Origin of the sequence: Nocardiopsis sp. RV163 (genome assembly GCF_001029525.1) — a bacterium.
In the GTDB taxonomy this organism is placed as follows: domain Bacteria; phylum Actinomycetota; class Actinomycetes; order Streptosporangiales; family Streptosporangiaceae; genus Nocardiopsis; species Nocardiopsis dassonvillei.
In genome coordinates this window covers 18,144-44,128 of record NZ_LEKI01000002.1, presented here as the reverse complement: position 1 = coordinate 44,128, position 25,985 = coordinate 18,144, and the positions used below count along the sequence as shown (strand labels likewise).

24 protein-coding genes are annotated in these 25,985 nt (G+C 72.8%); 12 read left to right on the top strand and 12 right to left on the bottom strand.

Annotation, left to right across the window (positions count from 1 at the left end; translation table 11 throughout):
- Positions 1-102: 102 nt before the first annotated feature.
- Together ABD54_RS00700 and ABD54_RS00695 are read right to left on the bottom strand one after the other, a co-directional pair.
- Entirely contained in the window at positions 103-900 is a 798-nt protein-coding gene (locus tag ABD54_RS00700) for a MerR family transcriptional regulator (protein ID WP_047867465.1), read from the bottom strand.
- A gap of 18 nt (positions 901-918) precedes the next feature.
- Positions 919-1,803 carry an alpha/beta fold hydrolase gene (locus ABD54_RS00695; RefSeq protein WP_047867464.1) on the bottom strand — a complete coding sequence of 295 codons (885 nt, stop codon included), beginning with the start codon at positions 1,801-1,803 and terminating at the stop codon, positions 919-921.
- 114 nt (positions 1,804-1,917) lie between these two features.
- On the opposite strand from ABD54_RS00695, the gene ABD54_RS00690 reads away from it, so the two are divergent.
- Complete coding sequence (locus ABD54_RS00690; RefSeq protein ID WP_047867463.1) at positions 1,918-2,895, top strand: aldo/keto reductase; 978 nt, start codon at positions 1,918-1,920, stop codon at positions 2,893-2,895.
- Positions 2,896-3,033: 138 nt separating this feature from the next.
- Here the strand turns inward: ABD54_RS00690 and ABD54_RS00685 are convergent, their stop codons facing one another.
- Complete coding sequence (locus tag ABD54_RS00685; protein WP_047867462.1) at positions 3,034-3,975, bottom strand: serine hydrolase; 942 nt, start codon at positions 3,973-3,975, stop codon at positions 3,034-3,036.
- A gap of 803 nt (positions 3,976-4,778) precedes the next feature.
- Complete coding sequence (gene gdhA, locus ABD54_RS00680; protein ID WP_047867461.1) at positions 4,779-6,149, bottom strand: NADP-specific glutamate dehydrogenase; 1,371 nt, start codon at positions 6,147-6,149, stop codon at positions 4,779-4,781.
- A 473-nt stretch (positions 6,150-6,622) separates the two neighbouring features.
- On the opposite strand from gdhA, the gene ABD54_RS00675 reads away from it, so the two are divergent.
- Positions 6,623-7,300, top strand: a complete 678-nt coding sequence (locus tag ABD54_RS00675) for a Gfo/Idh/MocA family protein (RefSeq protein WP_235431914.1) — start codon at positions 6,623-6,625, stop codon at positions 7,298-7,300.
- Positions 7,301-7,418: 118 nt separating this feature from the next.
- Positions 7,419-8,252: a phosphotransferase gene (locus ABD54_RS00670; protein ID WP_047867460.1), complete on the top strand. Its 834-nt coding sequence runs from the start codon at positions 7,419-7,421 to the stop codon at positions 8,250-8,252.
- Positions 8,253-8,285: 33 nt separating this feature from the next.
- On the opposite strand, the gene ABD54_RS00665 is transcribed toward ABD54_RS00670, so the two are convergent.
- Positions 8,286-8,849, bottom strand: coding sequence for an XRE family transcriptional regulator (locus ABD54_RS00665; protein ID WP_019607297.1), 564 nt, complete (start codon positions 8,847-8,849; stop codon positions 8,286-8,288).
- A gap of 32 nt (positions 8,850-8,881) precedes the next feature.
- Here ABD54_RS00665 and ABD54_RS00660 point away from each other — a divergent pair, with 32 nt between their 5' ends.
- Complete coding sequence (locus ABD54_RS00660; protein WP_082166604.1) at positions 8,882-9,409, top strand: GNAT family N-acetyltransferase; 528 nt, start codon at positions 8,882-8,884, stop codon at positions 9,407-9,409.
- Between the two features lie 156 nt (positions 9,410-9,565).
- On the top strand, positions 9,566-10,525 hold the full coding sequence (locus tag ABD54_RS00655; RefSeq protein ID WP_152691956.1) for a DMT family transporter: 960 nt from the start codon (positions 9,566-9,568) through the stop codon (positions 10,523-10,525).
- Positions 10,526-10,604: 79 nt separating this feature from the next.
- Here the strand turns inward: ABD54_RS00655 and ABD54_RS00650 are convergent, their stop codons facing one another.
- The 3 genes from ABD54_RS00650 to ABD54_RS00640 are packed head-to-tail and all read right to left on the bottom strand — an operon-like array spanning position 10,605 to position 13,779.
- On the bottom strand, positions 10,605-11,924 hold the full coding sequence (locus tag ABD54_RS00650; protein WP_047867459.1) for an ABC transporter substrate-binding protein: 1,320 nt from the start codon (positions 11,922-11,924) through the stop codon (positions 10,605-10,607).
- Positions 11,925-11,942: 18 nt separating this feature from the next.
- Positions 11,943-12,818, bottom strand: coding sequence for a carbohydrate ABC transporter permease (locus ABD54_RS00645; protein ID WP_047867458.1), 876 nt, complete (start codon positions 12,816-12,818; stop codon positions 11,943-11,945).
- Complete coding sequence (locus ABD54_RS00640; protein ID WP_047867457.1) at positions 12,808-13,779, bottom strand: carbohydrate ABC transporter permease; 972 nt, start codon at positions 13,777-13,779, stop codon at positions 12,808-12,810. The genes ABD54_RS00645 and ABD54_RS00640 overlap by 11 nt, the downstream gene beginning before the upstream one ends.
- Before the next feature lie 433 nt (positions 13,780-14,212).
- On the opposite strand from ABD54_RS00640, the gene ABD54_RS00635 reads away from it, so the two are divergent.
- The 5 genes from ABD54_RS00635 to ABD54_RS00615 all read left to right on the top strand — a co-directional run bounded on the left by ABD54_RS00635 (position 14,213) and on the right by ABD54_RS00615 (position 20,086).
- Complete coding sequence (locus ABD54_RS00635; protein ID WP_082166603.1) at positions 14,213-15,520, top strand: Gfo/Idh/MocA family protein; 1,308 nt, start codon at positions 14,213-14,215, stop codon at positions 15,518-15,520.
- On the top strand, positions 15,520-16,692 hold the full coding sequence (locus ABD54_RS00630; RefSeq protein WP_047867455.1) for a Gfo/Idh/MocA family protein: 1,173 nt from the start codon (positions 15,520-15,522) through the stop codon (positions 16,690-16,692). The genes ABD54_RS00635 and ABD54_RS00630 overlap by 1 nt, the downstream gene beginning before the upstream one ends.
- Positions 16,689-17,630: a PmoA family protein gene (locus ABD54_RS00625; RefSeq protein WP_047867454.1), complete on the top strand. Its 942-nt coding sequence runs from the start codon at positions 16,689-16,691 to the stop codon at positions 17,628-17,630. The genes ABD54_RS00630 and ABD54_RS00625 overlap by 4 nt, the downstream gene beginning before the upstream one ends.
- A gap of 403 nt (positions 17,631-18,033) precedes the next feature.
- Positions 18,034-18,987, top strand: coding sequence for an NAD(P)-dependent oxidoreductase (locus ABD54_RS00620; RefSeq protein WP_047867453.1), 954 nt, complete (start codon positions 18,034-18,036; stop codon positions 18,985-18,987).
- Between the two features lie 67 nt (positions 18,988-19,054).
- Positions 19,055-20,086: a LacI family DNA-binding transcriptional regulator gene (locus tag ABD54_RS00615; RefSeq protein ID WP_047867452.1), complete on the top strand. Its 1,032-nt coding sequence runs from the start codon at positions 19,055-19,057 to the stop codon at positions 20,084-20,086.
- Between the two features lie 262 nt (positions 20,087-20,348).
- Here ABD54_RS00615 and ABD54_RS00610 read toward each other — a convergent pair whose 3' ends face one another.
- Positions 20,349-20,762 (bottom strand): DUF6069 family protein, encoded by a 414-nt coding sequence (locus ABD54_RS00610; protein ID WP_047867451.1) that lies wholly within the window; start codon positions 20,760-20,762, stop codon positions 20,349-20,351.
- 289 nt (positions 20,763-21,051) lie between these two features.
- Between ABD54_RS00610 and ABD54_RS00605 the strand changes: the two genes are divergently transcribed.
- Together ABD54_RS00605 and ABD54_RS00600 are read left to right on the top strand one after the other, a co-directional pair.
- Positions 21,052-22,236, top strand: a complete 1,185-nt coding sequence (locus tag ABD54_RS00605) for a sensor histidine kinase (RefSeq protein ID WP_047867450.1) — start codon at positions 21,052-21,054, stop codon at positions 22,234-22,236.
- A complete protein-coding gene (locus ABD54_RS00600) occupies positions 22,224-22,886 on the top strand; it encodes a response regulator transcription factor (RefSeq protein WP_047867449.1) in 663 nt (220 codons plus the stop codon). The genes ABD54_RS00605 and ABD54_RS00600 overlap by 13 nt, the downstream gene beginning before the upstream one ends.
- Positions 22,887-23,009: 123 nt before the next feature.
- Here ABD54_RS00600 and ABD54_RS00595 read toward each other — a convergent pair whose 3' ends face one another.
- The 3 genes from ABD54_RS00595 to ABD54_RS00585 all read right to left on the bottom strand — a co-directional run bounded on the left by ABD54_RS00595 (position 23,010) and on the right by ABD54_RS00585 (position 25,821).
- A complete protein-coding gene (locus ABD54_RS00595; RefSeq protein ID WP_047867448.1) occupies positions 23,010-24,245 on the bottom strand; it encodes an epoxide hydrolase family protein in 1,236 nt (411 codons plus the stop codon).
- Positions 24,246-24,434: 189 nt separating this feature from the next.
- Positions 24,435-25,322 (bottom strand): DUF2268 domain-containing protein, encoded by an 888-nt coding sequence (locus ABD54_RS00590; RefSeq protein ID WP_047867447.1) that lies wholly within the window; start codon positions 25,320-25,322, stop codon positions 24,435-24,437.
- A gap of 121 nt (positions 25,323-25,443) precedes the next feature.
- Entirely contained in the window at positions 25,444-25,821 is a 378-nt protein-coding gene (locus tag ABD54_RS00585; RefSeq protein ID WP_047867446.1) for a DUF2784 domain-containing protein, read from the bottom strand.
- Positions 25,822-25,985 lie beyond the last annotated feature (164 nt).

Genomic DNA, 25,985 nt, shown 5'->3' with positions numbered 1-25,985 from the left:
CGCGCCCGCCCGCAAGACGCCCGTTGGCCCGGTCCAGCGCACCCCGTGCCGGGGACGGCAGCACCGCGCGCGCCGCCACGTCGTAGAAGATCTCGCAGGTCATCACCGTGAACATGACCGCGTAAACGGTGCGGGGACCACTCGTTCGAGCCTGGTCCAGCCGGACCAGCCCCGCTCGCCCAGCAGCTCGATCAGCCGCTGGGCCGGAGGCACCGTGTCGAAGACCAGTCTGTCCATCAGCTCGGCGAGCGCCGGTTCGACGCCGGTGTCGTCCACGTAGTGCCCGCCCCGTTCGTCGGCCATCCGCGTGAGGTAGTCGGCCAGTTGGTCTGCCAGCCCGGCCAACCGCGGGTCGTCACCGCTCCAGTCGAGCGCCCGGCCCAGGACGAGGTAGAAGTCGACGAACTCCGGATCGGCGAGCTGTTCGCGCTTGCACGCCGTCCACTCCGCGACCCGTTCGGGTGAGTGCGCGGCCATCAGGATCCAGCCCTCACGCTCGGCCCGGACGATCCGCTCGTGGACCCCGAGCGCCCGCAGCCGGGCGAGGTGGTCGACCACCTCCGGTGGCAGCGCCAGGGCGTCCCCCGCCCTGAGGCGGGCGACCTGCTCCCGGTGCCGCTGCCGCTGCCGGATCTCCGCGCGCAGCCGCGCGTCGATGTCCGCGACCGCGGCGGCGAACTCCTCCTCGTCGGCCCGCAGCAGCTCCCGCACGCGCGCCAACGGGACTCCGGACCCGGCGAGGGTCCTGATCCTGATCAGCTCGACCACGGCGTCGGCGCCGTACCTGCGGTAGCCGGAGCGGTCGCGTTCGGGCTCGGACAGCAGTCCCTTGGCGTGGTAGTGCCGCACCGCGCGCACTGTCACCCCCGCGTACGACGCCAGTTCGCCGATGGTCAGCACGGCACCGATCCCTCCTGGTCAGGATGTGTGCGGGGGTTCGGCTCGCCCGGCCGGGCCCCGCGTGTCCCGGATGATACGGGCGATCTCCGGGGCGTGGGTGAAGACGAGTTGGTGGTCGGCGTCGAGCCGGTGCACCACGATGCGCGGCTGCGCGCGGACGAGCCGCGCGACACCGGCACGCCAGTTCCGGTTGAACCGCGGCGCGTGCTCCCCGCCCCTGTCACCGGCCATCGCGGCCGACACGACCATGCTGATGGGCAGGTCGATCCGGTCGTAGCGGTCGAGGATCGTGGACCGGGCGGCGTCGATCTCCCTGTTGAGGTCGATGACCTCCTGGGTGGTGAGCAGCACCTGGTGCGCGGTGCCCCGCTGGGCTTCCCGCCGCTCCGCCTGCTCCTGCCACATCGCGCGGAAGAGCGGCAGGTCGGCCTCGGTGACGAACGGTTCGGGCGTCGGGTTCGCCCCGTCGAGGAGCACGAGTTCGGCGATGCCGCCGGGGCGCTCGGAGGCGTGGTGCACGACCAGGTCCGCACCCAGCGAGTAGCCCACGAGCACGGGCGCCTCGGGAAGGTCGAGCCGTTCCACTCCCGCCATCACGGCGCCGAGGTCGCCGAGGAAGGACTCGAAGGAGTACTGGTCGGCGGCGGAGGCGAGGCCGTGGCCCCTGAGGTCGAAGGCCACCACGTCGTGGTCGCGCCGCAGCAGCCCGGTCAGCTCGCGCAGGTCGGCCTGGGTCGTGTGCAGCCCGGGGCACAGGACCAGCGGCCGTCCCCGGCCGCCCCGGGTCACCGGGATCGTGACACCGTCGTGGTGGACCGTGAAGCGCCGCAGCGTCCCGCCGCCCCGTCCGCCGTACGGCTCTTGGGGTCCGTTCGTCTCGGTCGTGGTGCTCTCGGTGTCCATGCCGCCATGGTGCGGGGTTGACCCCGGGTCAGGGTCAACCCCGCCGCCGGCGCCGAACGCTATCAGGGGAGTCCACGCAGATGGGAACGCTCCCAAGGGCCTAGGATCGCACCCATGGAAACACGCGTACTCGGCCGCACCGGCAACAACGTGGGCGTCATCGGTTTCGGCGCCTGGCAGATCGGCGCCTCCTGGGGCGAGGTCAGCGAGGCCGACGCCCTGGCCGCCCTGCACGCGGCCGCCGACGCCGGTGTCACCTTCTTCGACACCGCCGACGTCTACGGCGACGGTCGCAGCGAGCGGCTCGTCGGCCAGCTGATCAAGGAGCGCCCCGGCATCACGGTGGCCACCAAGATGGGCCGCCGCGCCGACCAGACCCCCGACAACTACAACCCCGACAACTTCCGCGCCTGGAACGACCGTTCCCGCCAGAACCTGGGCGTGGACACGATCGACCTCGTCCAGTTGCACTGCCCGCCCCCGCGGGTCATCGCCACCGACGCCGTCTTCGACGACCTGGACGCCATGGTCGCCGAGGGCCGCATGCGCGCCTACGGCGTGTCGGTGGAGACCGTGGACGAGGCCCTGACGGCGATCGCCCGGCCCAACGTGGCCACGGTGCAGATCATCCTCAACGCCTTCCGCCACAAGCCGCTGGAGAAGGTGCTGCCCGCCGCCCGCGAGGCCGGGGTCGGCGTCATCGCCCGCGTGCCCCTGGCCAGCGGTCTGCTGTCGGGCAGGTTCACCGCCGAAACCGCCTTCGGCGAGGACGACCACCGCAACTTCAACCGCGAGGGCCAGGCCTTCGACAAGGGCGAGACCTTCTCCGGCATCGACTACGCGACCGGGTTGGAGGCGGTGGAGCGCCTGCGCCCGCTGGTGCCCGAGGGCGTGACCATGGCCCAGTTCGCCCTGCGCTGGATCCTGGACCAGGAGGGGGTCAGCGTGGTCATCCCCGGCGCCCGCAACGCCGACCAGGCGCGCGGCAACGCCTCCGCCGCCGGACTGGCCCCGCTCGACCCCGGGGTCCGCGCCCGGGTGGCCGAGGTCTACGACGAACTCCTCCGGCCCCGGGTCCACCACCTGTGGTGACGCACGGGTGACCGCCTCCGGGCCCCGATGCCCGCTGGCCCCCGCCCGAGGGCCGTGAGCCAGCGGGCCGGGGCGCCGACGCGCGCCCCGGCACCACCCGTCCCCGGCCGCCGGAGCACCGGCGGCCGGGGGCGCGGGTCAGGCCCGGTCGGAACCGTCGGAGACCGCCTCGGGGATCTCGGTAGGCCGCACCAGGGTCCGCGCGCTATCGCCGGTCAGTACCGAGTGCACTCCGACGGCCACGGCCTCAATGCTGTCCACCCCGTACTGCATGCCGTCGTTGCCGTCGGTCAGGACGACGACCCCGTAGTCGCCGATCGGCGTGTCCTGGAACCCGCCCATGCTGTTGATCCGCCAGGTGTCGGTGTTGTCGTAGGGCAGCCAGCCGTTCTTGAGGTAGACCCGCGCGCCCGCGGGCGCACCCGTGGGAACGCCCCAGCGCTGCGACTCGACCACGTCGCCCATGAGGCCGCGCGCGTACGCACGCTCCTCGGCTCCGAGTACGTCGTTGTCGGAGCCGATCACGTCGAGCAGGGTGAGCTGGTCCCGAACGTTGATCTTCATCAGCCCGACGTAGCCCTCGGGGTGCAGCGTAGTGCCGTCCATCCCCGCCAGGTCGAGGAACCGCTGGAGGCGGTCCAGGCCGAGCTGGTTGCGCAGCTCCACCGCGGAGTCGTTCCCCGACACCGTGATCATGTCGGTCGCGAGCTCCTTCTCGCGGGGAGTGAGTTCGCGCCCCTCCTCCATGGCGGTGCGCAGCAGCGCGCCCAGGACCACCACCTTGCCGACGCTGGCGGCGTCGAACCCGGTGTCCGCGCCGAGCGCGCAGGTGAGGTCGCCCCCGTAGGCGGAGACTCCCACGGCGACGGTCCCGGCGCGCTGGCCGACCTCCTGGCGGATCCGCTCGTCGAGGCGCTGCGCGACCTCGGGGTGGGTCTGCGAGACGCAGACGGGCTCCGGCCGCATGTCGGCGGCGGCCGCCGAGGGCAGGGCGACGGCGGACCCCGCTGCGATCAGCGCGGTGAGCACTGCGGCCGTGCACTTGCGGCGGGGGTCGGTGTTGGCGCGGTCAGCGGACATACGTGTCTCCTCGTGGTGCTGGGACGACCTGTGGTCGGATGACGGGCGGGGAGTTCGGGGACGCCGGATTTCAAGGAGCGGGGGCCTGCCAGCCCAGGCGTCGCGGACGCGTCGTGTGCGGCGGCGCCGAAACCACCGCGGCGCCGGGGGTATCCTCCGTTTCCTTCGACGGCCCGGGCGAAGTGCGTCAACGAGTGTTAGCGGCAGGGATGATCACCGCAAGCCGATGTCCGGCCTGCGGTTCTTCCGGTTTTTCCGGAGTTTTCTTTTTCGGCACGGAACGAGCGGCGGACGGCACGTCTTTTCACCGGTCGCGGCCGTTTTCTCCGGGAATTATTTCTCACCTCGGAGAACAGGGGAAGAAAATGCGGGGAAAATTCACGGTGATCCCTGATTGGAATTCCCTGACCTATCGGGTCGGGAACGGGCGACGGCCCGTCCCGCGCCCGTACCGACGGGATCCACGCGCCTTTCCGCGTTCCCGCACCGAAGAAACGCTCCTGCCCGCGGGTCGAGGGAACAACGGCGAGGGCATGTGTGACAGAGGGCAAACGGCGACGTCTCTCGGCACGCGCGAACTCCAAAGGCCAGAACCAAGTGCGTTCACATCCTTCACCCTCCGCGTTCGGAGTGTCAATATCCTCCGAAACCCCACACAGGTTCTTCACAAGTCACTCCGGGGCAGAGGTGCGGCACGTCACTGTCGCGGCCAAATTACGGCCTCCTGCCCGGAGCAAAGGAGAAGCCTCCGCCACAGTTCCTCGTAACGGAGGCTTCTCCTGGAATTACTCGACTGGTCCGCGTCAGATGAGGCCCTGGGCCAGCATCGCGCCCGCAACCCGCTCGAACCCGGCCACGTTGGCGCCCAGCACGTAGTCGCCCGGGGCCCCGTAGCGCTCGGCCGCCTCCTCGCAGCGGTCGTGGATGCCCGCCATCGTCTCGGCGAGCTCGGCCTCGGCGTGCTCGAAGGACCACGACGTGCGCCGCGCGTTCTGGCGCATCTCCAGCACGCTGGTGGCCACACCGCCGGCGTTGGCCGCCTTGCCCGGCGCGAACAGCACACCGGCCTCGCGCAGCACCTTGACCGCCTCGGGCGTGGTGGGCATGTTCGCGCCCTCCGCCACCGCCGCGACGCCGTTGCGCACCAGCGTGTGCGCCGCGTCGGCGTTCAGCTCGTTCTGGGTGGCCGAGGGCAGCGCCACGTCGCACGGCACGTCCCAGATGCTGCCGCCCTCGACGTAGTGGGCGCCCCCGCCGCGACGATCGGCGTAGACGCCGATCCGGGCGCGCTCGACCTCCTTGACCTGCTTGAGCAGGTCAAGGTCCAGGCCCTTGTCGTCCACCACGTAGCCGCCGGAGTCGGAGACGGCCACCACGTTCGCGCCCAGTTGCTGGGCCTTCTCCACCGAGTAGATCGCCACGTTGCCCGACCCGGAGACGACCACCCGCTGGCCGTCCAGAGCGCGGCCCGACCGCTCCAGCATCCGCTGGGTGAAGAGCACGCTGCCGTAGCCTGTGGCCTCGGTGCGCACCCGCGAGCCGCCCCACTCCAGGCCCTTGCCGGTGATCACACCGGCCTCCCAGCGGTTGGCCAGGCGCCGGTACTGGCCGAACAGGTAGCCGATCTCGCGGCCGCCCACGCCGATGTCCCCGGCCGGGACGTCGGTGTGCTCACCCAGGTGGCGGTGCAGCTCGGTCATGAACGACTGGCAGAACCGCTCGATCTCCGCCTCGGAGCGGCCCTTGGGGTCGAAGTCGCTGCCGCCCTTGCCGCCGCCGATGTTCATGCCGGTCAGGGCGTTCTTGAAGATCTGCTCGAAGCCCAGGAACTTGATCACGCCGAGGTTGACGCTGGGGTGGAAGCGCAGCCCGCCCTTGTAGGGGCCCAGCGCGCTGTTGAACTCCACCCGGAAGCCCCGGTTGACGTGCACCCGGCCCTGGTCGTCACGCCAGGGCACCCGGAAGATCACCTGGCGCTCGGGCTCGCACAGGCGCTCCAGGATGCGCTGCTCGGCGTACTCGGGGTGCCGGGTCAGGGCCGGGGAGAGGTCGTCCAGGACCTCCAGCACCGCCTGCTGGAACTCCGGCTCGTCGGGGTTGCGGCGCACGACGTGCTCGTAGGCGGATCGGACTCCGGGGTGGTGGTCACGGCCTGCCTCGTCGGCGAAGGGCATGGGTGAACGTTCCTTTCAGCACAGGTGGAACGGGCACCCCACACGCCGTTGTGTCGGGAACCTCGAACGCGCGCACGCTGGCGCAACACATGGTGGTGATCCCAGGCCCTGAGGTCCTCACGCCTGCGGATCGTGGCTGTGTGAGGAGTGTATTACCTCGATGTAAACATAATCCTTCGTGGCCCCGGTCGGTCCGCCGCCTCCGGAGAACTGGTGTCCCCGCAGTTCAGAGCATGCCCGTACGGGGAGTGCACCCGAGGAGGGGCGGGGTCGCTCCCCGCCGCCGGTGTTTCCACTGTGTTGCCTTCGGGTGACACTGTGCGGAACTGGTTTTCGCATTCCGAAATCTGAGTAGTGCCCACGACCGGCGCCCGGCGCCCGGCGCCCGGCGCCCGGCGCGCCCGCTCCCGTGCCCGCCGGGACCCGCGGGGGACGATGACGCCCCCATGCGCGTGTGAGTGGTGGGACTGGGGATGGGCCTGCACTTGGCGGCGTGGGCCGCCAGACTGGGCATGGACGTGGCGGCGGCCTGCGACCGCGACCCCGCATCGCGCGCCGCGGCCCGGGAGCGGCTGTCCGGCGCGGTCCTCACCGAAAGCTGGCGGGACCTTCTCGACCAGGACCTGGACGGGGTGGTCCTGGCCAACGACTCCGACGCCCACGCGCCCCCGGCCCTGGCCTTCCTGGACCGCGGCGTCCACGTGCTCTCCGAGGCAGTCGCGTGCGCGGACGAGGCCGAGGCGAGGGCGTTGGTCGCGGCGGCCGACCGCTCCTCGGCGACCTACTCCCCGGCCGGGAACCGCGCCCTCCACCCGCACGTGCTGCTCGTCCGCGAGGCCGTCCGGGCGGGCGAACTGGGCCGGATCAGCCTCATCGAGGCCGACTACCTGCACGGCATGTCCCACGAGGGCGTCACCGGGCTGACCGGCGACCCCGCCCGCTGGCGCGGGTGCGGGGAGAGCGCGCCTGGCCGGTGCGCGTGCGCCACGAGGGGTGGACCCGCCCCGACGGCGACGCCCGCGAGGAGGAACGCGTCCCGCCTGCGCTGCTGCTGGACGGCGAGCCCGTGGTGCGCGCGGCCGTGGCGGCCTCCCTGGTCGGGGCCGAGGCGCTGGCCCGGGGCGTATCCGGTACCGGTTCCGCTGCTGTGATCGGGGTTTCTCCTCTTCCGAAACGACCTCGAACGCGGCGCGGCCTCCCCTTGGGCGGTCGCTGGCACTAGTTTCGAGGTGGACCCGCCGCCGCAGGTCCTCGACGCCGAGGAGAGCGATGACCCACCCGAGCGACACCGACAGCGGCACCGACAACAGGGGGAAGCGGCTGGCAGGCGGCATGATGACCACGGTGTTCCGGTACGGCGGCCACGTCGTGCGCACCGCGACACCCGCCGCACCCGCGATCCACGCCCATCTGGGCGCCCTGGCCGAGAGCGGTTTCAGGGGCGCGCCGGTGCCGCTCCGGCTGCGCGACGACGGCCGCGAGGAGCTGACCTTCGTGGAGGGGGACGTCGCCCTTCCGCCGTTCCCCGACTGGGCGTACACCGAGCACACCCTGCTCTCGGCCGCCGAACTGCTGCGCCGCTACCACGACGCCGCCGCACGCGTGCCCGTGGACACCTCGGCCGCCTGGAACACAGGCTCCACCGGGATGGCCGACCCCGAGGGCGGTCCCATCCTGTGCCACAACGACCCCTGCCTGGAGAACATCGTCTTCCGACGGAGCCGGGCCGCGGCCCTGATCGACTTCGACCTGGCCGCGCCGGGCCGCCCGGTCTGGGACGTGGCGGCGCTGGCCTACTACCTGGCGCCCGCGCTCGACCCGGCCTCGGCCGCCGGAACCCCGCACGAGGAGAGCGGTGTCGCGCACCGGCTGCGCCTCATCGCCGACGCCTACGGGCTCTCCCCCGACGACCGCCGCGCCCTTCCGGGGGTGGTCGAGGAGTACACGGCCGTCGCCCGCGTCTTCGTGGCCGAACGGGTCGAGAACGGTGACGCGCTGTTCGCCCGCGACCTGGAACGGATGGGCGGCTGGGAGCGCTGGGACCGCCGCCAGGCCTGGTTGGCCGACCAGCGCGCGGTGTTCGTCCGGGCGCTGGCGCCCTGAGTCGGGCGGCGTTTCCCCGGCCCGGCCGCCGTCTCAGGCTCCGCGCCGGGAGATGACCACCAGGTACCGGCAGTCCGCCCCGGTCGGGTTGTGGAACTCGCACGGCTCGGGCGGGCCCAGGTGCAGGCAGTCGCCACGCTCCAGCACGTGCTCCACACCCCCCTCGCGGAAGGCCAGCGTGCCCTCCAGCACCCAGATCTGGTGGTGGGTGAGGGCGTAGGCCTGCGCGGGGAAGCCCACCCGCGCACCCGGCGGCAGCTCCACCTCCACCAGTTCGATCGGGCCGCCGGACGCGGGTGAGACCGCGCGCCGCCGGTAGCCCGTCCCGGGGTCGGTCCACACGGGCTGCTCGTGCGCGCGGACCAGGCGACGGTCCCCCTGTTCGGCGCGGGCGATCAGCTCCGACAGGGTGATGCCCAGCGCGGCGGCGATCCGCCCCAGCAGGGAGGCGGTGGGCTGGGCCTCGCCGTTCTCGATCCGGCTGATCATGCCCCGGGAGACACCGGACAGCTCGGCCAGCGCCCCTCCGCTCAGCCCGCGGGCCCGGCGCAGCTCTCGCAGGGTCGAAGCCAGGGCCGTGCCCAGTGTGTCGCTCATGATGCTCACTATAGGGAGCAGAACTGAATACCATGATCGACATGACTTCGATGCCGACCCTCACCGTCCGCGACGCGACCCCCGCGGACGCCCCGGCGTGCGCGGTGATCTACTCTCCCTACGTCACCGACACCGCGATCACCTTCGAGTACGAGCCGCCCACCGCCGAACAGATGGCCGAGCGGATCGCCGCGGCCCAGCGGCGGCACGCCTGGGTCGTGCTGGAGGACGCCGACGGGGTCGTCGGCTACGCCTACGGCGGGCCCTTCCGCGCCCGCGAAGCCTACCGGTGGTCGTGCGAGGTCAGCGTCTACCTGGCCACGGGCCGCAGGCGCACCGGCGCGGGCCGCGCCCTGTACCGGGAACTGCTGCCCCGCCTGGCCGAACGCGGAATGCGCACCGCCGTCGCGTGCATGACCCTGCCCAACGAGGCCAGCCTGGGCCTGCACCGCTCCCTGGGCTTCGAGGACGTGGGCGTCATGCGCCGGGTCGGCCGCAAGTTCGACGCCTGGCACGACGTCGCCTGGGCCCAGATCGACCTCACACCCGCACAGGACTGAGGCAGGTTCCACCGGCGGGCAGCGCGGTCCCCGCCCGGTCCGTGCCCGCGCACAGCATCCGGTGCCGAAGGGCGCACACCGCCCGAAGACTTCCCCGGACCCAGCCGTATGCTCGTCAACACCCCCATGTCCCCACCATCCCCCGGGAGCACCGCCGTGTCCGTCCCAACCGCGCGCCACCGGAGCTCGGGGCTGGCCTTCGCACTCGCCTCGGCACTCGCCTTCGGCGGATCGGGCGTCTTCGCCCGCCCCCTGCTGGACGCGGGGATGGACTCCCTCCACGTCACCTGGCTGCGCGTGGCCGGTGCGGCACTGCTGCTGTCGCCCGTGGCCCTGGCCCACTGGCGCACCGCCCGCCGCCGCCCGCTGCTGGTCCTGGCCTACGGCGTCCTCCCGATGGCCGGGGTCCAGGCCCTGTACTTCGCCTCCATCTCGCGTATCCCCGTGGGCATCGCCCTGCTCATCGAGTTCCTCGGCCCGGTCCTGGTCCTGCTGTGGCTGCGCCTGGTGCGCCGCACCCGCGTCTCACCCGCCGCCGTGGTCGGCGTGGTCCTGGCCGTGGCCGGGCTCGGCCTGCTGCTGGAGGTGTGGGCGGGCGTGCGCCTGGACGCGGTCGGCGTGGGGCTTGCCCTGGGCGCCGCCGCGGCGCAGGCCGTCTTCTTCCTGCTGTCGGACAGCATGGACGAGGACACCCGCCCGCTGGCCGTGGTGGCCTTCGGTTCCCTGGTCGCCGCGGTGCTGCTGGGAGTCCTGGCCCGGCCCTGGACTCTGCCCTGGCACATGCTCGCCGACCCGGTCGCGCTCGGCGGGTTCTCCCTCCCCGGCTGGGCGACGGCCCTGTGGCTGGGCATGGTGTGCACCGCGCTCGCCTACTTCCTCGGCATCTCGGCGATCCGGCGCCTGTCCCCGCAGGTCGCCGGAGCGGTCGCCTACCTGGAGGTGGTCACCGCGATCGTGCTGGCCTGGGCGCTGCTGGGCGAGGCGCTCACCCCCGTGCAGGCCGTCGGCGCCGCCGTCATCGTCGCGGGAGCCCTCGTCGCCCAGACCGCCGTGCCCCCGGCCCCCGCGCCGCCCGAGGCCGACCCCGAGGAACCGCCGGTCACCGCCCGGCCCTGAGGAACGGGGAACCGCGAGCGGAGGCCACCCGAACGCCTCACCGGGCTGCCGCCCGCGCGCTGGTGCCGGTAGGTCCGGATCAGGCCTCGCCGGTGGCCGCCTCGACCTCCGCGATGAACTGCTCCGCGGCCTCGGCCGGAGTCAGGTCACCGAAGGTCAGGTCCTCGGTGACGCGCTTGGTGATGTCCACGACCTGACCGGCGCCGATCGGCGGCGGCGGGTTGCCGTCCACGATCGCGCCCTCGATCTCGGACAGGAACACCGCACTGCGGGCGTCGGCCTCGGGCAGCGAGTCGATGACCTGGGCGCGCACGTCCACGTTGGCGGGCAGACCGCGGTCGGCCAGGATCAGCTCGGCGGCCTCCTCGCTGTTGAGCAGGAAGTCCACGAACAGCGCCGCCTCCTCCGGGTGCTCGGTGCCCGAGGAGATGGAGTAGAACATGGCCGGCTTGAAGAACATGCCGGTGCGGTCCTCGGTGCTCTCACCCGGGTAGCGCAGCAGTTCGATGTCGCGGCCGGAGGAGGCCGAGATGCCGCCCAGTTGGTTGGTCCAGAAGTGGGCCATCGCGCCCTGGTTGGTGGAGAGCACCGACTGGTCGGGGCCGCCCGCCTCGATCTCCACGCTCTCGGCCGCGCCGGGCTGGCCCCCGTTCTCCGTCAACTGCTCGGTGACGGAGAACCACTCCTCCAGCGTCTCCTGGGAGAAGCCGAGGGACCCGTCCTCGGCGTAGAGGTTCTCCCCGCGCTGGCGGGCGAAGATCTGGAAGCCCGTCTCGTTGTAGGACATGCTCTGGGTGCCCACGATCTCGCCGTCGGTGGCCTCGCTGATCTGGGCCGAGATCTCGACGTAGTCGTCCCAGGTCCACGTCTCGTCGTCGGGCATCTCCACGCCCGCTTCCTCGAAGGCCTGGGGGTCGGCCAGGATCGCGTAGGCGTTCACGCCGGTGGCCACTCCGAAGGTCTGCCCGTCCAGGTCGCCGCTGTCGGCCACCAGGGGATCGATCCCCGACAGGTCCAGGTCGACCTCGTTGAGGTCGAGGAGGGCGCCTCGGTCGCCGTACTCGCGCAGGTAGCGCTCCTCCTGCGTGATGATGTCGGGGGCGTCGTTGGCGGCGGTGCTGGTGGCCAGGCGGTCCCAGTAGCCGCCCCAGTCGGTGTACTCGGGGACGATGGTGATGCCCGGGTTCTCGGCCTCGAACAGGTCGATGACCTGCTGGGTGGTGGAGTGGCGGTCGTCCGCGCCCCACCAGGAGAAGCGCAGCTCGACCGTTCCGTCGTCGGCCTCGGAGCCGCCACAGGCGGTGGCCGCCATCACGATGGCGCCCACTGCCGCGGCCACGGACAGGAAAGGGCTGCGGCGACGGGCCTGGGGGCGCCCGCTGCCAGGGTGTGCGTGCATGTGTTCGGTTCCCTTCGACTACTTGATTCCGGTGGTGGCGATGCCCTTGACGAGGTATCGCTGACCCGCGAGGAAGAAACCGAAGACGGGCCCCAGGGCGACGATCGACATGGCGAACAGCGGACCCCAGGAGGTCTGCGAGGTCGAGTCGACGAAGGTGCGCAGGGCGACGGGGACGGTGTACATCGACGGGTCGGTGAGGAAGATCAGCTGGCTGAAGAAGTCGTTCCAGGTCCAGATGAAGGTGAAGATCGCGCTGGTGGCCAGGGCCGGCAGGGACAGCGGCATGATGATCTGGAAGAAGATGCGCACGTGGCCGCAGCCGTCGATGCGCGCCGCCTCGTCCAGGTCGCGGGGCAGTCCGCGGATGAACTGCACCATGAGGAAGATGAAGAACCCGTCCGTGGCCAGCAGCTTGGGCACGATCAGCGGCAGGAAGGTGTTGATCCAGTCCAGCTCGGCGAAAAGGATGTACTGCGGCACGATCACGACGTGGATCGGCAGCATGATCGTGGCCATCATGACGGCGAAGAACAGCCGCTTGCCGCGGAACTCCAGCCGGGCGAAGGCGTAGGCCGCCATCGAGCAGCCGATGAGGTTGCCCACGATCGCACCGGCCACCACGATCGCCGAGTTGAGCAGGTAGTGGTGGAACGGGAACTGGAGGGCGTTCCACCCCTCGGTGTAGTTGCCCGGGGTGAAGGTCTCGGGGATCAGTCCCGGAGCGCGGAAGATCTCCTCGGTGGGCTTGAACGAGCTGGAGAGCATCCACAGCAGCGGGTAGAGCATGACCAGCCCGAAGCCGATGAGCCCGATGTGGGTGATCAGCCGTCGTGTGCGTTCGGCCCGCGTGCGCTTCTGCGAGGTCACGGGGGCCATTGTCTTAGTCGCCATAGAAGACCCAGTACTTGGAGGCGACGAAGTTCACCGCGGTGAACCCGCCGATGATCAGCAACAGCAGCCAGGCCATCGCCGAGGCGTAGCCCATGTCGAAGGAGCCGAAGCCGCGCAGGTAGAGGTAGAGCGTGTAGAAGAGCGTGGAGTCCGAGGGGCCGCCGGTGCCGCCGCTGACCACGAACGCCTGGGTGAAGGTCTGGAAGGCGTTGATGAACTGCAGCACCATGTTGAAGAAGATGATCGGGGTGAGCATCGGCACGGTGATGTTCCAGAAGCGGCGCAGGGGGCCCGCCCCGTCCACCGCGGCGGCCTCGTAGTACATGGCGGGGATCTGGCGCAGACCCGCCAGGAAGATCACCATGGGCGCGCCGAAGGTCCACACGTTGAGCACGATCAGGGTGCCCAGCGCGTAGTCGGGGTGGGAGACCCAGCCCTCGCCCTGGACGCCGAAGAAGGCCAGCACCTGGTTGATCAGGCCCTCAGCCCCGAAGACCTGGCGCCACAGGATGGCGATGGCCACGCTGCCGCCCAGCAGGGAGGGCAGGTAGTACACCGACCGGTACAGGGGCAGTCCCCGCACGCCGCGGTCCAGGATCATCGCCAGGGCCAGGGCCAGGGCGAGCTGGAGCGGCACCGAAACGAAGACGTAGACGAACGTGACCCTGAGCGCGCTGTGCAGGCGCTCGTCGTCGAACATCCGCTGGTAGTTCTCCAGGCCGACCCACTCGTAGTCGCCGATGAGGTTGTAGTCGGTGAAGGAGAAGTACAGGGAGGCCAGGAGGGGGCCCGCGGTGATGAGCACCAGGCCGACGAACCACGGGGCCAGGAAGCCGTAGGCGGCGAGGTTCTCGTTCCGCCGCTTGCCAGGGGCCGGGCTCTTGCCGACCCTGCGGCGCGGCTCGGCGCCGGCAGGGGCGTCGGGGGCCTTGGCGGGCCGCCGTTGCAGGATGGCGCTCACGGGGATCCACCCTCCTGTGGGGCCACCGCCGGAGCGCTGGCGGGCGCGTGCGGTCCTGGATTCATGGAAACTGCCAATCTCGTTCGGAGACGCGTACGCTGTGGGCGAGAACACGTGTTGAACTGCCTAAACATGTTCTGGTAAGCGCTATCCACGTACTAAGATGTTCAGTTTCTAGCACCGGGTCACATGGGTGTCAACGGCAGATTTCCCGAAAACTGTGATCCAAGCCCCATATCGTTACGCTTCCCGCGGCCCCGGAGGGGCGGATTCTGCCGCGCGCTTTCCAGCCTCGCGCTCGTTCGCACGAGAAATCCCACTCTCCGGATTCATTCGACTACTCCCAGTCTTGCGTCACGGATGCGCGGATGCTCGGACACGTCTTGGCCGACGCCCTTGTCGACCGAATGGGAAAGCGTTTACCATGCCCTGTGTGAACCACACCACCCCACGCAGGTACGCGATCGTCGGCACCGGATCCCGCGCACGGATGTACACCCGGGCCCTGACCGGCACCCACCGGGACCGGGGACGTCTGGTCGCCCTCTGCGACACCAACAGCACCCGCATGGCCGTGCACAACCGCATCGTCACCGACGCCGGGCTCGACGCCGTGCCGACCTACTCCCCCGACGACTTCGTCCGCATGCTCAAGGAGGAGAAGGTCGACGAGGTCATCGTCTGCACCGTCGACCGCACCCACGCCGACTACGTCGTGGCGGCCCTGGACGCCGGGCTCGACGCCATCACCGAGAAGCCCATGACCGCCGACCTGGAGGGCCTGCGGCGCATCAACGAGGCCCAGGCGCGCACCGGGGGGCGGGTGACCGTCGGCTTCAACTACCGCTACAACCCCGTCCACCGCCAACTGCGCGACCTCATCTCCTCCGGAGTGATCGGCGAGGTCGGGTCGGTGCACTTCGAGTGGCTGCTGGACCTGCGCCACGGCGCCGACTACTTCCGCCGCTGGCACCGCGACAAGACCCAGTCCGGCGGCCTGCTCGTGCACAAGGCCAGCCACCACTTCGACCTGGTCAACTGGTGGATCGGCGCCCGCCCCACCGACGTGTTCGCGTCGGGGAGGCTGTTCTTCTACGGTGACGACAACGGCCGCCGCCACGGCCTGTCCGCCGATTACGAGCGCGGCCACGGCGAGGACGCCGCCCAGGGCGACCCCTTCGCCCTGCACATGGACGACAGCGCCGACCTGCGGGCCCTGTACCTGGACGCCGAGCACGAGGACGGCTACCGCCGCGACCTCAACGTCTTCGGCCCCGGCATCACCATCGAGGACGACATGTCCGTGCTGGTCGGCTACGACAGCGGCGCGCGCCTGACCTACCACCTGGTCGCCTACGCTCCCTGGGAGGGCTACCGGATCGCGATCACCGGCAGCCGGGGCCGCCTGGAGCTGGACATGACCGAGTTCGAGTACACCTCGCCCGAGCAGGACGAGACCACGCCCGTGCGCGGCATGCCCGCGCCCAAGGAGCACACCAGCGCGCGGCTGTGGCTGCGCCGCCACTGGCAGCCACCCGAGGAGATCCCCGCGGCGGTGGGCGAGGGCACCCACGGCGGCGGCGACCAGCTCATGCTGGACTCGCTGTTCGGCGGCGAGGACGACGGCATCCGCCCCGACCACTCCGACGGCGGCAACGCCCTGCTCACCGGGCTGGCGGCCAACGCCTCCATCGCCTCGGGGGCGCCGGTCCGCGTCGCCGACCTGCTCGGGGGCAGCTGATGGGCGAACCCGTGCCCGTGCTGCTGGCCGGGGTCCACGGACACGGCCGCGCCCACCTGCGCTCCCTGCGCGAACTGGCGCAGAGCGGCCTGGTCCGGCTCGTGGGCGTGTGCGACCAGCGCCCCGTGGCCCAGGACGACGACCTGGAGGGGCACGGCGCACTGCCCTGCCACGCCGACCTGGGCGAGGCGATCGAGAGCACCGGCGCGCGGATCACCGTCCTGGCCACGCCCATCCACACCCACCTGCCCCTGGCCCGCACCGCGCTGGAACACGGCTCCCACCTGCTGCTGGAGAAGCCCACCACCGCGACCCTGGCCGAGTTCGAGGAGCTCACCGCGGCCGTGGACGCCTCCGGGCTGGCCTGCCAGGTGGGCTTCCAGAGCCTGGGCTCGGCCGCCGTGGAGGCCGTGCGCACCCTGGTGCGCGAGGGCGCGGTGGGGCGCGTGCGCGGCATCGGCGGTACGGGCACGTGGGTACGCACCTCGGCCTACTACGACCGCGCCCCCTGGGCGGGGCGCCGCCGCCTCCAGGGGCGCGACGTGGTGGACGGGGCGCTGACCAACCCCTTCGCCCACGCCCTGGCCACCGCGCTGGCCGTGGCCGGAGCAGCGAACGAGGCGCCGCGGGGCGTGGAGCTGGAGATGTTCCACGCCCACCCCATCGAGGCCGACGACACCTCGTGCGTGCGCGTGCGCACCGCGGACGGGCTGCCCATCACCCTGGCGGTGACCCTGTGCGCGCCCGAGCACCTGCCGCCGCGCCTGGTGGTCCACGGCGACCTGGGGCGCATCGAGTTCGAGTACACGCTGGACCGCGTCACCGTGCACCGGCCGGGCCGACCCCCGGCCACCACCACGCACCCGCGCACCCGCCTGATGTCCAACCTGGTCGAACACGTGCGCGGGGGCGAGCCGCTGCTGGTGCCTCCCCGGGCCACACGGGCGTTCATGCACGTGCTCGAAGCGGTGCGCACCGCGCCCGACCCGGTGGCTCTGCCCGCGGGCATGCAGCACGTGTACCGGACCGAGGAGGGGGTGCGCCGGATCGTCCCCGGCATCGAATCCCTCATCCACCGCAGCGCCGAGCACCTGGCGCTGTTCTCCGAACTCGATCCGGCCTGGTCCCCCGCGGCCCGGGCGGGAGCGACCGACGCGAAGGCCACGCCGTGAACACGCTGACCCTGGACGGTTGCGTCCTGGCCGTCCTCAGGGACGGGACCGACATCGAGCCGGCCCTGTCGCCGCGCCCCTACCTGCACCCGGTGCGCACCCTCGCCGGGGTTCCGGTCACCGAGGAGCGGCCCGCCGACCACCCGCACCACTTCGGGGTGGGCGTGGCCGTGCCCGACGTGTCGGGGGTGAGCTTCTGGGGCGGGCGCACCTTCACCCGCGACCGGGGGTCGGTGCTGCTGGACAACCACGGCCGCCAGCGGCACGTGTCCTGGCTGGAGCTGGCCGCGGACCGCCGTGTGGAGGCGCTGTCGTGGACCGGCCCCGACGGGGCCGAGATGTTGAGCGAGGAGCGCACCGTGCGGGCCGCGGTCCTGGACGGGCGCACCTGGGTGCTGGACGTGCGCACGCAGTTGCGCAACACCTCCGGGCGCGACCTGAGCATCGGCAGCCCCGCCACCAACGGCAGACCCGGCGCCGGGTACGGGGGCCTGTTCTGGCGCGCGCCCGTGGCCGCGGCCCCGCCCGCGGTCGTGGGCGCGGGCGGGCTGGAGGGCGAGAGGGACCTGCACGGTTCGCGGGCGGAGTGGCTGGCCATGGTCGGCGTCGGTGGTGAGGGAGTCGGGGCCGCTGGCGCCGCTGAGGGAGAGGGCGCCGGAGGCCGTGATGCCCCGGGCGGCGGCGCGGCGGACGCCGACGAGGCCGTGGGCGGGGGGTGGACCCTGGTCTTCCTCCAGCCCGGGGAGCACACCGACCCGTGGTTCCTGCGGGCCGAGGAGTACCCGGGGGTGGGGCCCGCGCTGGCGTGGGACACGCGGCTGCCCCTGCCCGAGGGCGGGCGGCTGGAACGGCGGCTGCGCGTGGCGGTGCGCGACGGGCGCGCCGACGGGGCCGGGGAGCTGGCGGCCCTGGCCGAGGCCGCCCGGGACCTGTTCTAGCCCGGGGTCCGCCCTGGCCGGAACCACGCGGCTGGGAACCGCCCTGGTGCGGTGACCGTGAAAGGCCGCCGCTGCGCTCCTCGTCCCTTTCCGCCGTTCGGGGGACGGGCCCCTTCCACCGCAACGGCGACGTTCGCGGCCGCTCCGCCCCACGGTTCCCGGTCGCCGGTGAGGTCCGCCGGTGCCCCGGCCCTCGGCGAACAGGTCCTCTAGGGCCCGGACCGCGAACGGCTGGCTGGAGGAGGGGAAGGGCGGCCCGGGCATCGGGGGCTGCAGCACGAAGCGGGCGGACCCGGGGCCTCCGACGTCAACGTTAGGACCGCCGCGCGGGGCGGCGCCAGTGCCCCGCACGACCTGTGGACAACCCCCCGGACCCGGGGGCTAGGGAAGGAAGACAACACCCATGCGCGTTCTCGTCACCGGCGGCTCCGGACGGCTCGGCCGCAGCGTCGTGGCCGCCCTGGCCGCACGTGGACACCAGGTGACCTCCGTGGACACCGCCGCGGCCGACCTGCCCGAGGGCGTCGACGCGGTCACCGCCGATCTGCTGGACCCGGACGCCCTGGAGGCGGCCTTCACCCGGGCCAGTCCCGAGGCCGTCGTCCACCTGGCCGGGATCGCCGTGCCCTTCGCCCGCCCCGACGTGGAGACCCTCCAGGTCAACACCGGCCTGGCCTGGGCGGTGCTCTCCGCGGCCGTCGCCCACGGCGCCCACTCGGCGGTGGCCGCCTCCAGCCCCACCGTCTACGGGTACAACACCCCCTCCTGGGCGCCCAGCTACCTGCCGCTGGACGAGGCCCACCCGGTCGCGCCCTGGCACGCCTACGGGCTGAGCAAGGCGATCATCGAGGACACCGTGCGCGCCCTGGCACGCACCTCCGCCACCTGCGTCCTGTCGTGCGTGCGCCCGGGCTACGTCGTGGCCCCCGAGGAGTGGGAGGGCGCGCCCACCCAGCTCGGGCACACCATGGCCGAGCGGCTGGCGGACCCGGCCCTGGCCGCCACCTCCCTGTTCAACTACGTCGACGCCCGCGACGCCGCCGAGCTTTTCGCGCTGGTCATCGAGAACCCTGCCAAGGTCAGCGGCGGCCAGGTGTTCAACGCCATGGCCCCCGACCCGCTGTCCGAGGCGCCCGTCGACGCCCTGCTGCCCCTGCACCACCCCGGCACCGGCCCGGCGGCCGCCGCCCTGGCCGACGGCCGCGCGGTCTTCTCCTCCCAGGCGGCCCGCGCCGCGCTGGGCTGGGCCCCCTCCAGGACCTGGCGCACGCAGCTGCGCACCGGGCGCAGTCGTGCGGCCGCCTCCGAGGCCGGGGCCGCGGCAGACGGGGCGCGTGGGGCATCAGAGCGTCCGTGAGCTGGTCGAGGGCTCCGCTAGGGTAGGAAAGAGTTTTCCCATGGGCCGAGGCAGGAGAGGGAGCGGCGTGGAGTCCGGTTACGTGACACTGGAACAGGTCGCCGAGCACGCCGGGGTGTCCCTGGCCACGGCGTCCAGGGTGATCAACGGCAGTACACGTCAGGTCAGTCAGCGCCTGCGCGACAAGGTGACCGCCAGCGCGCGCGAACTCGGCTACCTGGCCAACGCCTCGGCCCAGACCCTGGCCCGCAACAGCAGTGCCCTGGTCGGCCTGCTCGTCCACGACATCTCCGACCCCTACTTCTCCTCGATCGCCGCGGGGGTCACCCGCCACACCGAGGAACGGGGGCTGGTCCTGGTGCTGGGCACCACCAACCGCTCCGCGCAGAAGGAGGGCCGCATCCTGGCCACGCTGCGCGCGCACCGGGCCCGCGCGGTGGTGCTGGTCGGCTCGCGCTCCACCGACGAGGAGAGCAACCGGCGCCTGTCCGAGGAGATCCGCATGTTCCGCCGCCAGGGCGGGCGGGTGGCGTGCGTGTCCCAGGAGGGCCTGCCCGCGGACACGGTCACCCCCGACAACCACACCGGGGCCTCCGACCTGGCCCGCCGCCTCATCGCCCAGGGTCACCGCGAGTTCGCCATCCTGGCCGGGCCCACCGACCTCCAGACCGCACGCGAACGCCTGGACGGGTTCCACTCCGCGCTCTCGGGCGCGGGACTGGAGCTGGCCCACCACAACGTGGTGCACGGCGCCTTCACCCGCGACGGCGGCTACGAGTCCACCCGCCGCCTGATGGCGGTGGGCACCGACGCCACCTGCCTGTTCGCCGTCAACGACGTCATGGCCACGGGGGCGATGGCCGCGCTGCGCGACCTGGGACTGCGGGTGCCCACCGACCTGTCGGTGGCCGGGTTCGACGACATCCCCACCCTGCGCGACCTCACACCCGCCCTGACCACGGTGCGCCTGCCGCTGGAGGAGATGGGCGAACGCGCCGCGGTGCTCGCCCTGGACGGCGAGCCCAGCGACCAGCCCCGTGTGGTCACCGTGCGCGGCGAGGTCGTCGAGCGCGAGAGCACCGCGCCGCCCACCCGCTGAGCCCCACTGGCGGCTCCGGTACGCCCGACGTGTGCGGTGCGTTTCCCCGGGCACGCCGGCGCCCCTCATGAGGGTTGGCAGCGGGCCCTGATGTGGAAACGTCCGCCCCGCGCCCGAGGGCACACGCCACACCCACGACACCGTCCTGCGAGCCCGCCGCGCGGGATGACGCCGCACCCCGCCCGGTGACCGCGCCGGGCGGTGGCAGGACCGGCGCGTGCGGGGACGCTCCGCGAACGCCCCCTTGCGCGGGGGCGCGGGCTCAGGCGCGGGCCGAGCGGCCCAAGCCCAGGATCAGCACCGCCCCGACCAGGACGTGCATCCCCTCCAGCACCAGTACCACCACCGGTGCGGCGCCGCTGGTGAGGGGGCCGGCCAGGGAGAGCACGAGCACCGCGCAGGCGGTGACCGTCCACGCCAGCCGGGGCCGCCGCGCCGTGCGCTCCAGCACGGCGAGCAGTGCCCAGGCCGCAGCGGCGCTGAGCATCCCCGCGAATGCCACGGCCCCCGGCCCCACCGGGCGGGCCTGCCCGCCCGGGAAGGCGGTCAGGTCCACGCCCATCAGCGGCACGGCCAGGCCCCACAGGGCCAGCGGGGCGAGCACCGCGGCGGCCGCGGTGAGCATCCGCCGGGGGACGGCGGAGGCGGTTCGGTCGGCGGTTTCCTTGGCGGCCATGGTCTTTCCCAACGTCGTCGTGTGGTGCGGCGCGGTCCGGGGCCGGCCTCGGACCGCTGGACGAAGGTCCGTCCGCGTCCCCTCGGAGGCGTACTCCCGCAGGTCCGCGAGCCGGACACCGGGGCCGCACCGGTGCGGTGCCGGCCCACGAACGCCCCGGTCCCCACACTCCCCGGCACGGCACCGCCGCCGCATCGGCCCCGGGGCGCGGACGGGGCCGACCGCGGACGGGGCCGTATCCGACTTTGGTCGGTGTCGGGGCGGGGACGCCCGGAGCTACGCTGACCTGGTGCCGAGCCCGATCGACGACGAAACCCGGTCCGCGCGCCGCGGCTCCCAGCGGGCCCTGACCGCCGTGGTCGTCCTGGTCTGCCTCCAGGTCGCGGCGGCGGTCTGGGCCCGCTGGGAGGGCCACACCGAACCCTGGACACGGGAACTGGACCTGGCCGTCGGCCTCGTGGTCTGCGTACTCTCCCCCGTACTGCTGCGGTGGCCCGTCACCGGCGCGCTGGGCGCGTCCGTCCTGGCCGTCCTCTCCCCCGCCGCCACCCCGGCGGCGGCGCTGGGCGTGCTCCAGGTCGCCCACCGGCGCCCCCTGCCGCTGGCCCTCGCGGTCGCCGCGGCCGCCGTCGCCGCGCACGCGGTCCAGGGGCTGTTCCAGCCCAGCACACAGATCTCCTACGCCTGGTGGCTGGCCCTGATCACCACCGCCACCGGCGCTCTGGTGGGCTGGGGCGCCCTGGCCCGGGCCCGCCGCGCACTGGTGATGTCGCTGCGCGAGCGCGCCCGCCGGGCCGAGGCAGAACAGGGCCGCCGGGTGGCCGAGGCGCGGATGCTGGAGCGCACCCGCATCGCCCGCGAGATGCACGACGTGCTCGCCCACCGGCTGTCCCTGCTGGCCACCTACGCCGGGGCGCTGGAGTACCGCCCCGACGCCCCGCCCGAGCAGCTCGCCCGCGCCGCCGGGGTGGTGCGCACCGGGGTCCACCAGGCCCTGGAGGAGCTGCGCGAGGTGATCGGCGTGCTGCGCGAGGAGGAGCCCGAGGCGGGCGGGCGCCCGCAACCGGTCCTGTCCGACCTCCCCAGCCTGGTGGAGGAGGTGCGCGGGGCCGGGGAACGCGTGGAGCTGCGCGACGCGGTGGCCGACCCCGGCCTCCTGCCCGCCTCCACCGGCCGCACCGCCTACCGCCTGGTCCAGGAGGGCCTGACCAACGCCCGCAAGCACGCCTCCGGCCAGCCGGTGCGGGTGCGCGTGGAGGGTCGGCCCGGCGACGGCCTGGTCATCGACCTGCGCAACCCCGTCACCGGGCCCGGCGGGGCGGCACCGTACGGGGAGGGGTCCCCGCCGGTACCGGGCAGCGGGACCGGGTTGGTCGGTCTGACCGAGCGGGTGCGCCTGGCCGGGGGGCGGCTGGACCACGAGCGCACGCCCCACGGCTTCCACCTGCGCGCCTGGCTACCATGGCCGACATGAACCGTGCGCCGCGTGTCCTGATCGTCGACGACGACGCCCTCGTGCGCGGCGGGCTGACCATGATGCTCGACGGGGTCCACGGCATCCGCGTGGTCGGAGAGGCCCGTGACGGCGACGAGGTGCTGGCCGCGGCCGACGCCCGCCGCCCCGACGTGGTCCTGATGGACCTGCGCATGCCCCGGGTGGACGGCATCACCGCCACCCGCAGGCTGCGTGCCCGCACGCCACCGCCCGAGGTCGTGGTGCTGACCACCTTCGACACCGACGAGAACATCCTCTACGCGCTGCGCGCCGGGGCCAGCGGCTTCCTGCTCAAGGACACCCCGCCCGCGCGGATCGTGGACGCGGTCCTGCGGGTGGCCGTGGGCGAGCCCATCCTGTCCGCGAGCGTCACCCGACGCCTGATGGACCGCACCGCCGTCCAGGCCGGATCCCACGAGCGGGCCCGCACGGCGCTGGCCCGGCTCAGCCCGCGCGAGCACGAGGTGGCCATGGCCGTGGCCCTGGGCCGCACGAACGCGGAGATCGCCGCGCAGCTTTACATGAGCGTGGCCACGGTCAAGGCCCACGTCTCCAACGTCCTGGCCAAACTCGACATGGACAACCGCACCCAGATCGCGCTGCTGGCCCACGACGCCGGACTCGCCTGACCCCGGCCGCCGCCGCTGCGCCGGGCCCTCCCCGTCGCCGGGGACCCGCCCAGCCCGTGTCCACACCTCGTCCCACCGGCAGCGGCACCGGAAGGCACGGTAGGACCCGGTCGCGCCCGGGCCTCAGGGCCTGCGGCCGCGGAAGGTGCGGCGCAGGTCGTCCACCCAGGCGTCGGGGTTCTCCCAGGGGATGAAGTGGCCGCCGCGCTCGTGGGCGGTGACGTTGACGTGGTTGAACCAGGCGCCCTGCGGGCCCTCCCTGAACGCCCTGACGCGCTCGTCGGCGGTGTGGACGCCGGGCGGGTTCTCGTACGTGACCAGGGTGAGGCCGACCGGGGCCTGCACGACCGGGGTGCGGTCGTGGGCGGGGACCCAGGGGTAGCGGTTGGCGTTGGCGTAGTAGCGCATCGACGTGGCGATGGAGTTGTTCGCCCAGTAGATCGTGGCGTGGGTGAGCAGGTCGTCCTTGGTGAAGACCGACTCGACGTCGCCGCCGTTGTCGCTCCAGGACCTCCAGCGCTCCAGCAGCCAGGCGAGCAGGCCGGCGGGCGAGTCGCTCAGCCCGTGGGCCAGGGTGGCCCCGTCGAGCATGTGGACGGCCAGGTGGGATGCCGAGCGGTGGTCCATCTCCACCATCCTGGCGCGCACGTCGGCGGGCTGGTCGTCGGTGAGGGGCCGGTTCCGGGCGAAGTCCCAGGCCCGGGGGCCGTTGAAGAAGTCGAGCGGCAGCCCGGAGCCGATGTGGACGCCGTACAGCTCGTCGGCGTACTTGTGGCCGAGCTGGCTGGAGACGATCCCGCCGATGTCGCAGCCCCCGGCGGCGTACCTCTCGTAACCCAGGGTGCGGGTCATCAGGGTGTGCCAGAGGTCGGAGACCTTCCAGAAGTTGACGTCGGGAAAGCCGGTGAGCGGGCCGGGGAAACCGAAGCCCGGCAGGGACGGCACGATGACGTCGAAGGCGTCGGCGGGGTCGCCGCCGAACGCGGCCGGGTCGGCGAGCGGGCCGATCACCTTCGACCAGTGCCAGAACGTCCACGGCCAGCCGTGGGTGAGGATCAGCGGGATCGGCCGGGGTCCGCGGCCGGGCTCGCGCATGAAGTGCACCGGGACACCGGCGACGCTCACCCGGTAGTGCTCGTGGGCGTTGATGGCGGCCTCCGCGCGGCGCCAGTCGTAGCCGTCCCGCCAGTGGGCGACCAGCTCACGCAGGTAGCTGTCGGGGACGCCGTAGGACCAGTCCTCGTTTCCCTCGTCCAGCGGCGCCCGGGTCGACGTGAGGCGGGCGCGCAGGTCGTCCAGGACCTCGTCGGGCACGTGGATCGGAACGGGCTCCAGGGGGAAGGCGTGCGGGGTGCTCAACGCGTGGCTCCTTGCTGTGGCGTGTCGCCGGCCTGTCCGCCGGCGAACCGTGGCGGCCCGCCGCCGGGTCCCTCCGACCGCCCGGGCCGTCCTCGGACGATCGTACGGCGACAGGAACCGCGGGCGCCCGCCGCACCAGAACCTGCCGTGGGGGCCGCGTGCACGCTCGGCGCGCCCGCGGCCCGGCGGTCAGCCCTCGCGTCCGAGTGCGGCGGCGACGACCCGTGAGCTCTCGACCCGCAGGGCCTGCGCAGCGGTCCGGCCCGTCGCGGCCAGGTAGGCGTCCACCAGCCTGTTGCCGACGGCGTACCCCGCCCCGGTCGGCAGCCCCACCGGGGCGGCGCCGAAGCGCCGCGCGCTGGCGTCGCCGTGTACCCAGGCCGTGAAGTTCTCCATGCCGGTCACACCGAGCCCGGACACGACCTTGTCGAAGACCGCGTCGTCGCGCAGGGGCGGCACACCGATGCGGGTGCGGCCGAGTCCGTCTCCGTACAGTTCGCGGGCGAACGCGTCGGCCAGCCCCTCGGAGACCACGTGCTCGCCGACCGTCACGGTCGCCGGGTCCCACACCACCCCGCCGGGCCCGTAGCGCAGGTTGTGGTGCAGTTCGTGCACGGCGGTGGCCTCCAGCCGCGCCACGTTCTCGGGGAAGGGCCACAGGGTGATCACGATGTAGCCCGACAGCCCGCCGTTGCCGGACACGCCCAGGCAGGGACCCGTGAAGTGGTCGTCGCCGGGGTCCCCGAGCACGAACAGCACGGTGATGTCGGGGACCTCCAGATCCGGGGTCGCCGCCAGCAGCGCGGACAGCGCCTCGTCGAGCGCGCGCCGCATGCGCTCCCAGGCCCCGGCGGCCGCCAGCGTCTCCAGCGCGTCGAGGCAGCGCTGTTCGTCGCGGTCCAGGGGGAATCCGAACGACCGCCGGTGCATGTCGGCCAGGTCCACCTCGCCGGGGAGGTAGCGGTACATGCCCCGGACGGGTTCGAGCATCGAGCGCAGCAGGCCGGGGCGGTCGGCGGCCGGGGCCCGCAGGACGCGCCGCATGGAGGAGAGGGTGTCGGGAACGGTGATCGTCATGCCCACGGACGCTAGGGGTTGACGCAGCGTCAATGTCAACCGCTCCCGGGGACCACCGCCGTGCCCCGCCCCGCGCCGTTCGGCCCGCAGCCCGTCCGGTGCCGGCGCGGGCGCCGGCCGCTCACACCCCTACCCGCCGCGCCGCGCGGCGGCGCAGGGCCAGCCACCCGGCGACTACCCAGGTCAGGGCCACGATCGCGGCCATGACCAGGCGCGAGGTGAGCAGGTGCTCGGGCGGATACAGGTTCCCGGTCAGGTAGAAGTCGATGAAGCCGTTCCCCATCACCGTCCGCCCGGTGCGCGCACGCGACCAGTTCTCGATCTCGGTCAGGAAGCACGGCCAGTCGACTATGACGATGCCCAGGGCGTAGGCCGCCACCGCCAGGTGCGCCCAGAACATGCGGGGCCAGCGCCAGGCCAGCGCGCCTCCGAACACGACGAAGGCGAGGAAACCGAAGTGCAGGGCCGCCGCGGCGTGGCCCACCAGGAGGGAGGTCATGACCCGAACCTAGGACCGGGCCGCCCCGCCCGCATCGGTACGCGCACCCGGTCCCCCTGAGTACCCCTACTCTTGTGCCTTCGGTGCGGCGGCGGAAGGCCGCGGAACCGCCCGCCGGTGGCCGCGAGGCCGGAGCCCCGTCCCGGTCCGCCGGGGAGGCCGCG

Bases quoted from the DNA above. Each gene is read 5' to 3' on its own strand.
- ABD54_RS00670 (WP_047867460.1), top strand. From the start codon at position 7,419: ATGACCCACCCGAGCGACACCGACAGCGGCACCGACAACAGGGGGAAG.
- ABD54_RS00650 (WP_047867459.1), bottom strand. From the start codon at position 11,924: ATGCACGCACACCCTGGCAGCGGGCGCCCCCAGGCCCGTCGCCGCAGC.
- ABD54_RS00675 (WP_235431914.1), top strand. From the start codon at position 6,623: ATGGGCCTGCACTTGGCGGCGTGGGCCGCCAGACTGGGCATGGACGTG.
- ABD54_RS00600 (WP_047867449.1), top strand. From the start codon at position 22,224: ATGGCCGACATGAACCGTGCGCCGCGTGTCCTGATCGTCGACGACGAC.
- ABD54_RS00630 (WP_047867455.1), top strand. From the start codon at position 15,520: ATGGGCGAACCCGTGCCCGTGCTGCTGGCCGGGGTCCACGGACACGGC.
- ABD54_RS00665 (WP_019607297.1), bottom strand. From the start codon at position 8,849: ATGAGCGACACACTGGGCACGGCCCTGGCTTCGACCCTGCGAGAGCTG.
- ABD54_RS00660 (WP_082166604.1), top strand. From the start codon at position 8,882: ATGATCGACATGACTTCGATGCCGACCCTCACCGTCCGCGACGCGACC.
- ABD54_RS00585 (WP_047867446.1), bottom strand. From the start codon at position 25,821: ATGACCTCCCTCCTGGTGGGCCACGCCGCGGCGGCCCTGCACTTCGGT.
- ABD54_RS00690 (WP_047867463.1), top strand. From the start codon at position 1,918: ATGGAAACACGCGTACTCGGCCGCACCGGCAACAACGTGGGCGTCATC.
- ABD54_RS00620 (WP_047867453.1), top strand. From the start codon at position 18,034: ATGCGCGTTCTCGTCACCGGCGGCTCCGGACGGCTCGGCCGCAGCGTC.
- ABD54_RS00685 (WP_047867462.1), bottom strand. From the start codon at position 3,975: ATGTCCGCTGACCGCGCCAACACCGACCCCCGCCGCAAGTGCACGGCC.
- ABD54_RS00590 (WP_047867447.1), bottom strand. From the start codon at position 25,322: ATGACGATCACCGTTCCCGACACCCTCTCCTCCATGCGGCGCGTCCTG.
- ABD54_RS00645 (WP_047867458.1), bottom strand. From the start codon at position 12,818: ATGGCGACTAAGACAATGGCCCCCGTGACCTCGCAGAAGCGCACGCGG.
- gdhA (WP_047867461.1), bottom strand. From the start codon at position 6,149: ATGCCCTTCGCCGACGAGGCAGGCCGTGACCACCACCCCGGAGTCCGA.
- ABD54_RS00695 (WP_047867464.1), bottom strand. From the start codon at position 1,803: ATGGACACCGAGAGCACCACGACCGAGACGAACGGACCCCAAGAGCCG.
- ABD54_RS00610 (WP_047867451.1), bottom strand. From the start codon at position 20,762: ATGGCCGCCAAGGAAACCGCCGACCGAACCGCCTCCGCCGTCCCCCGG.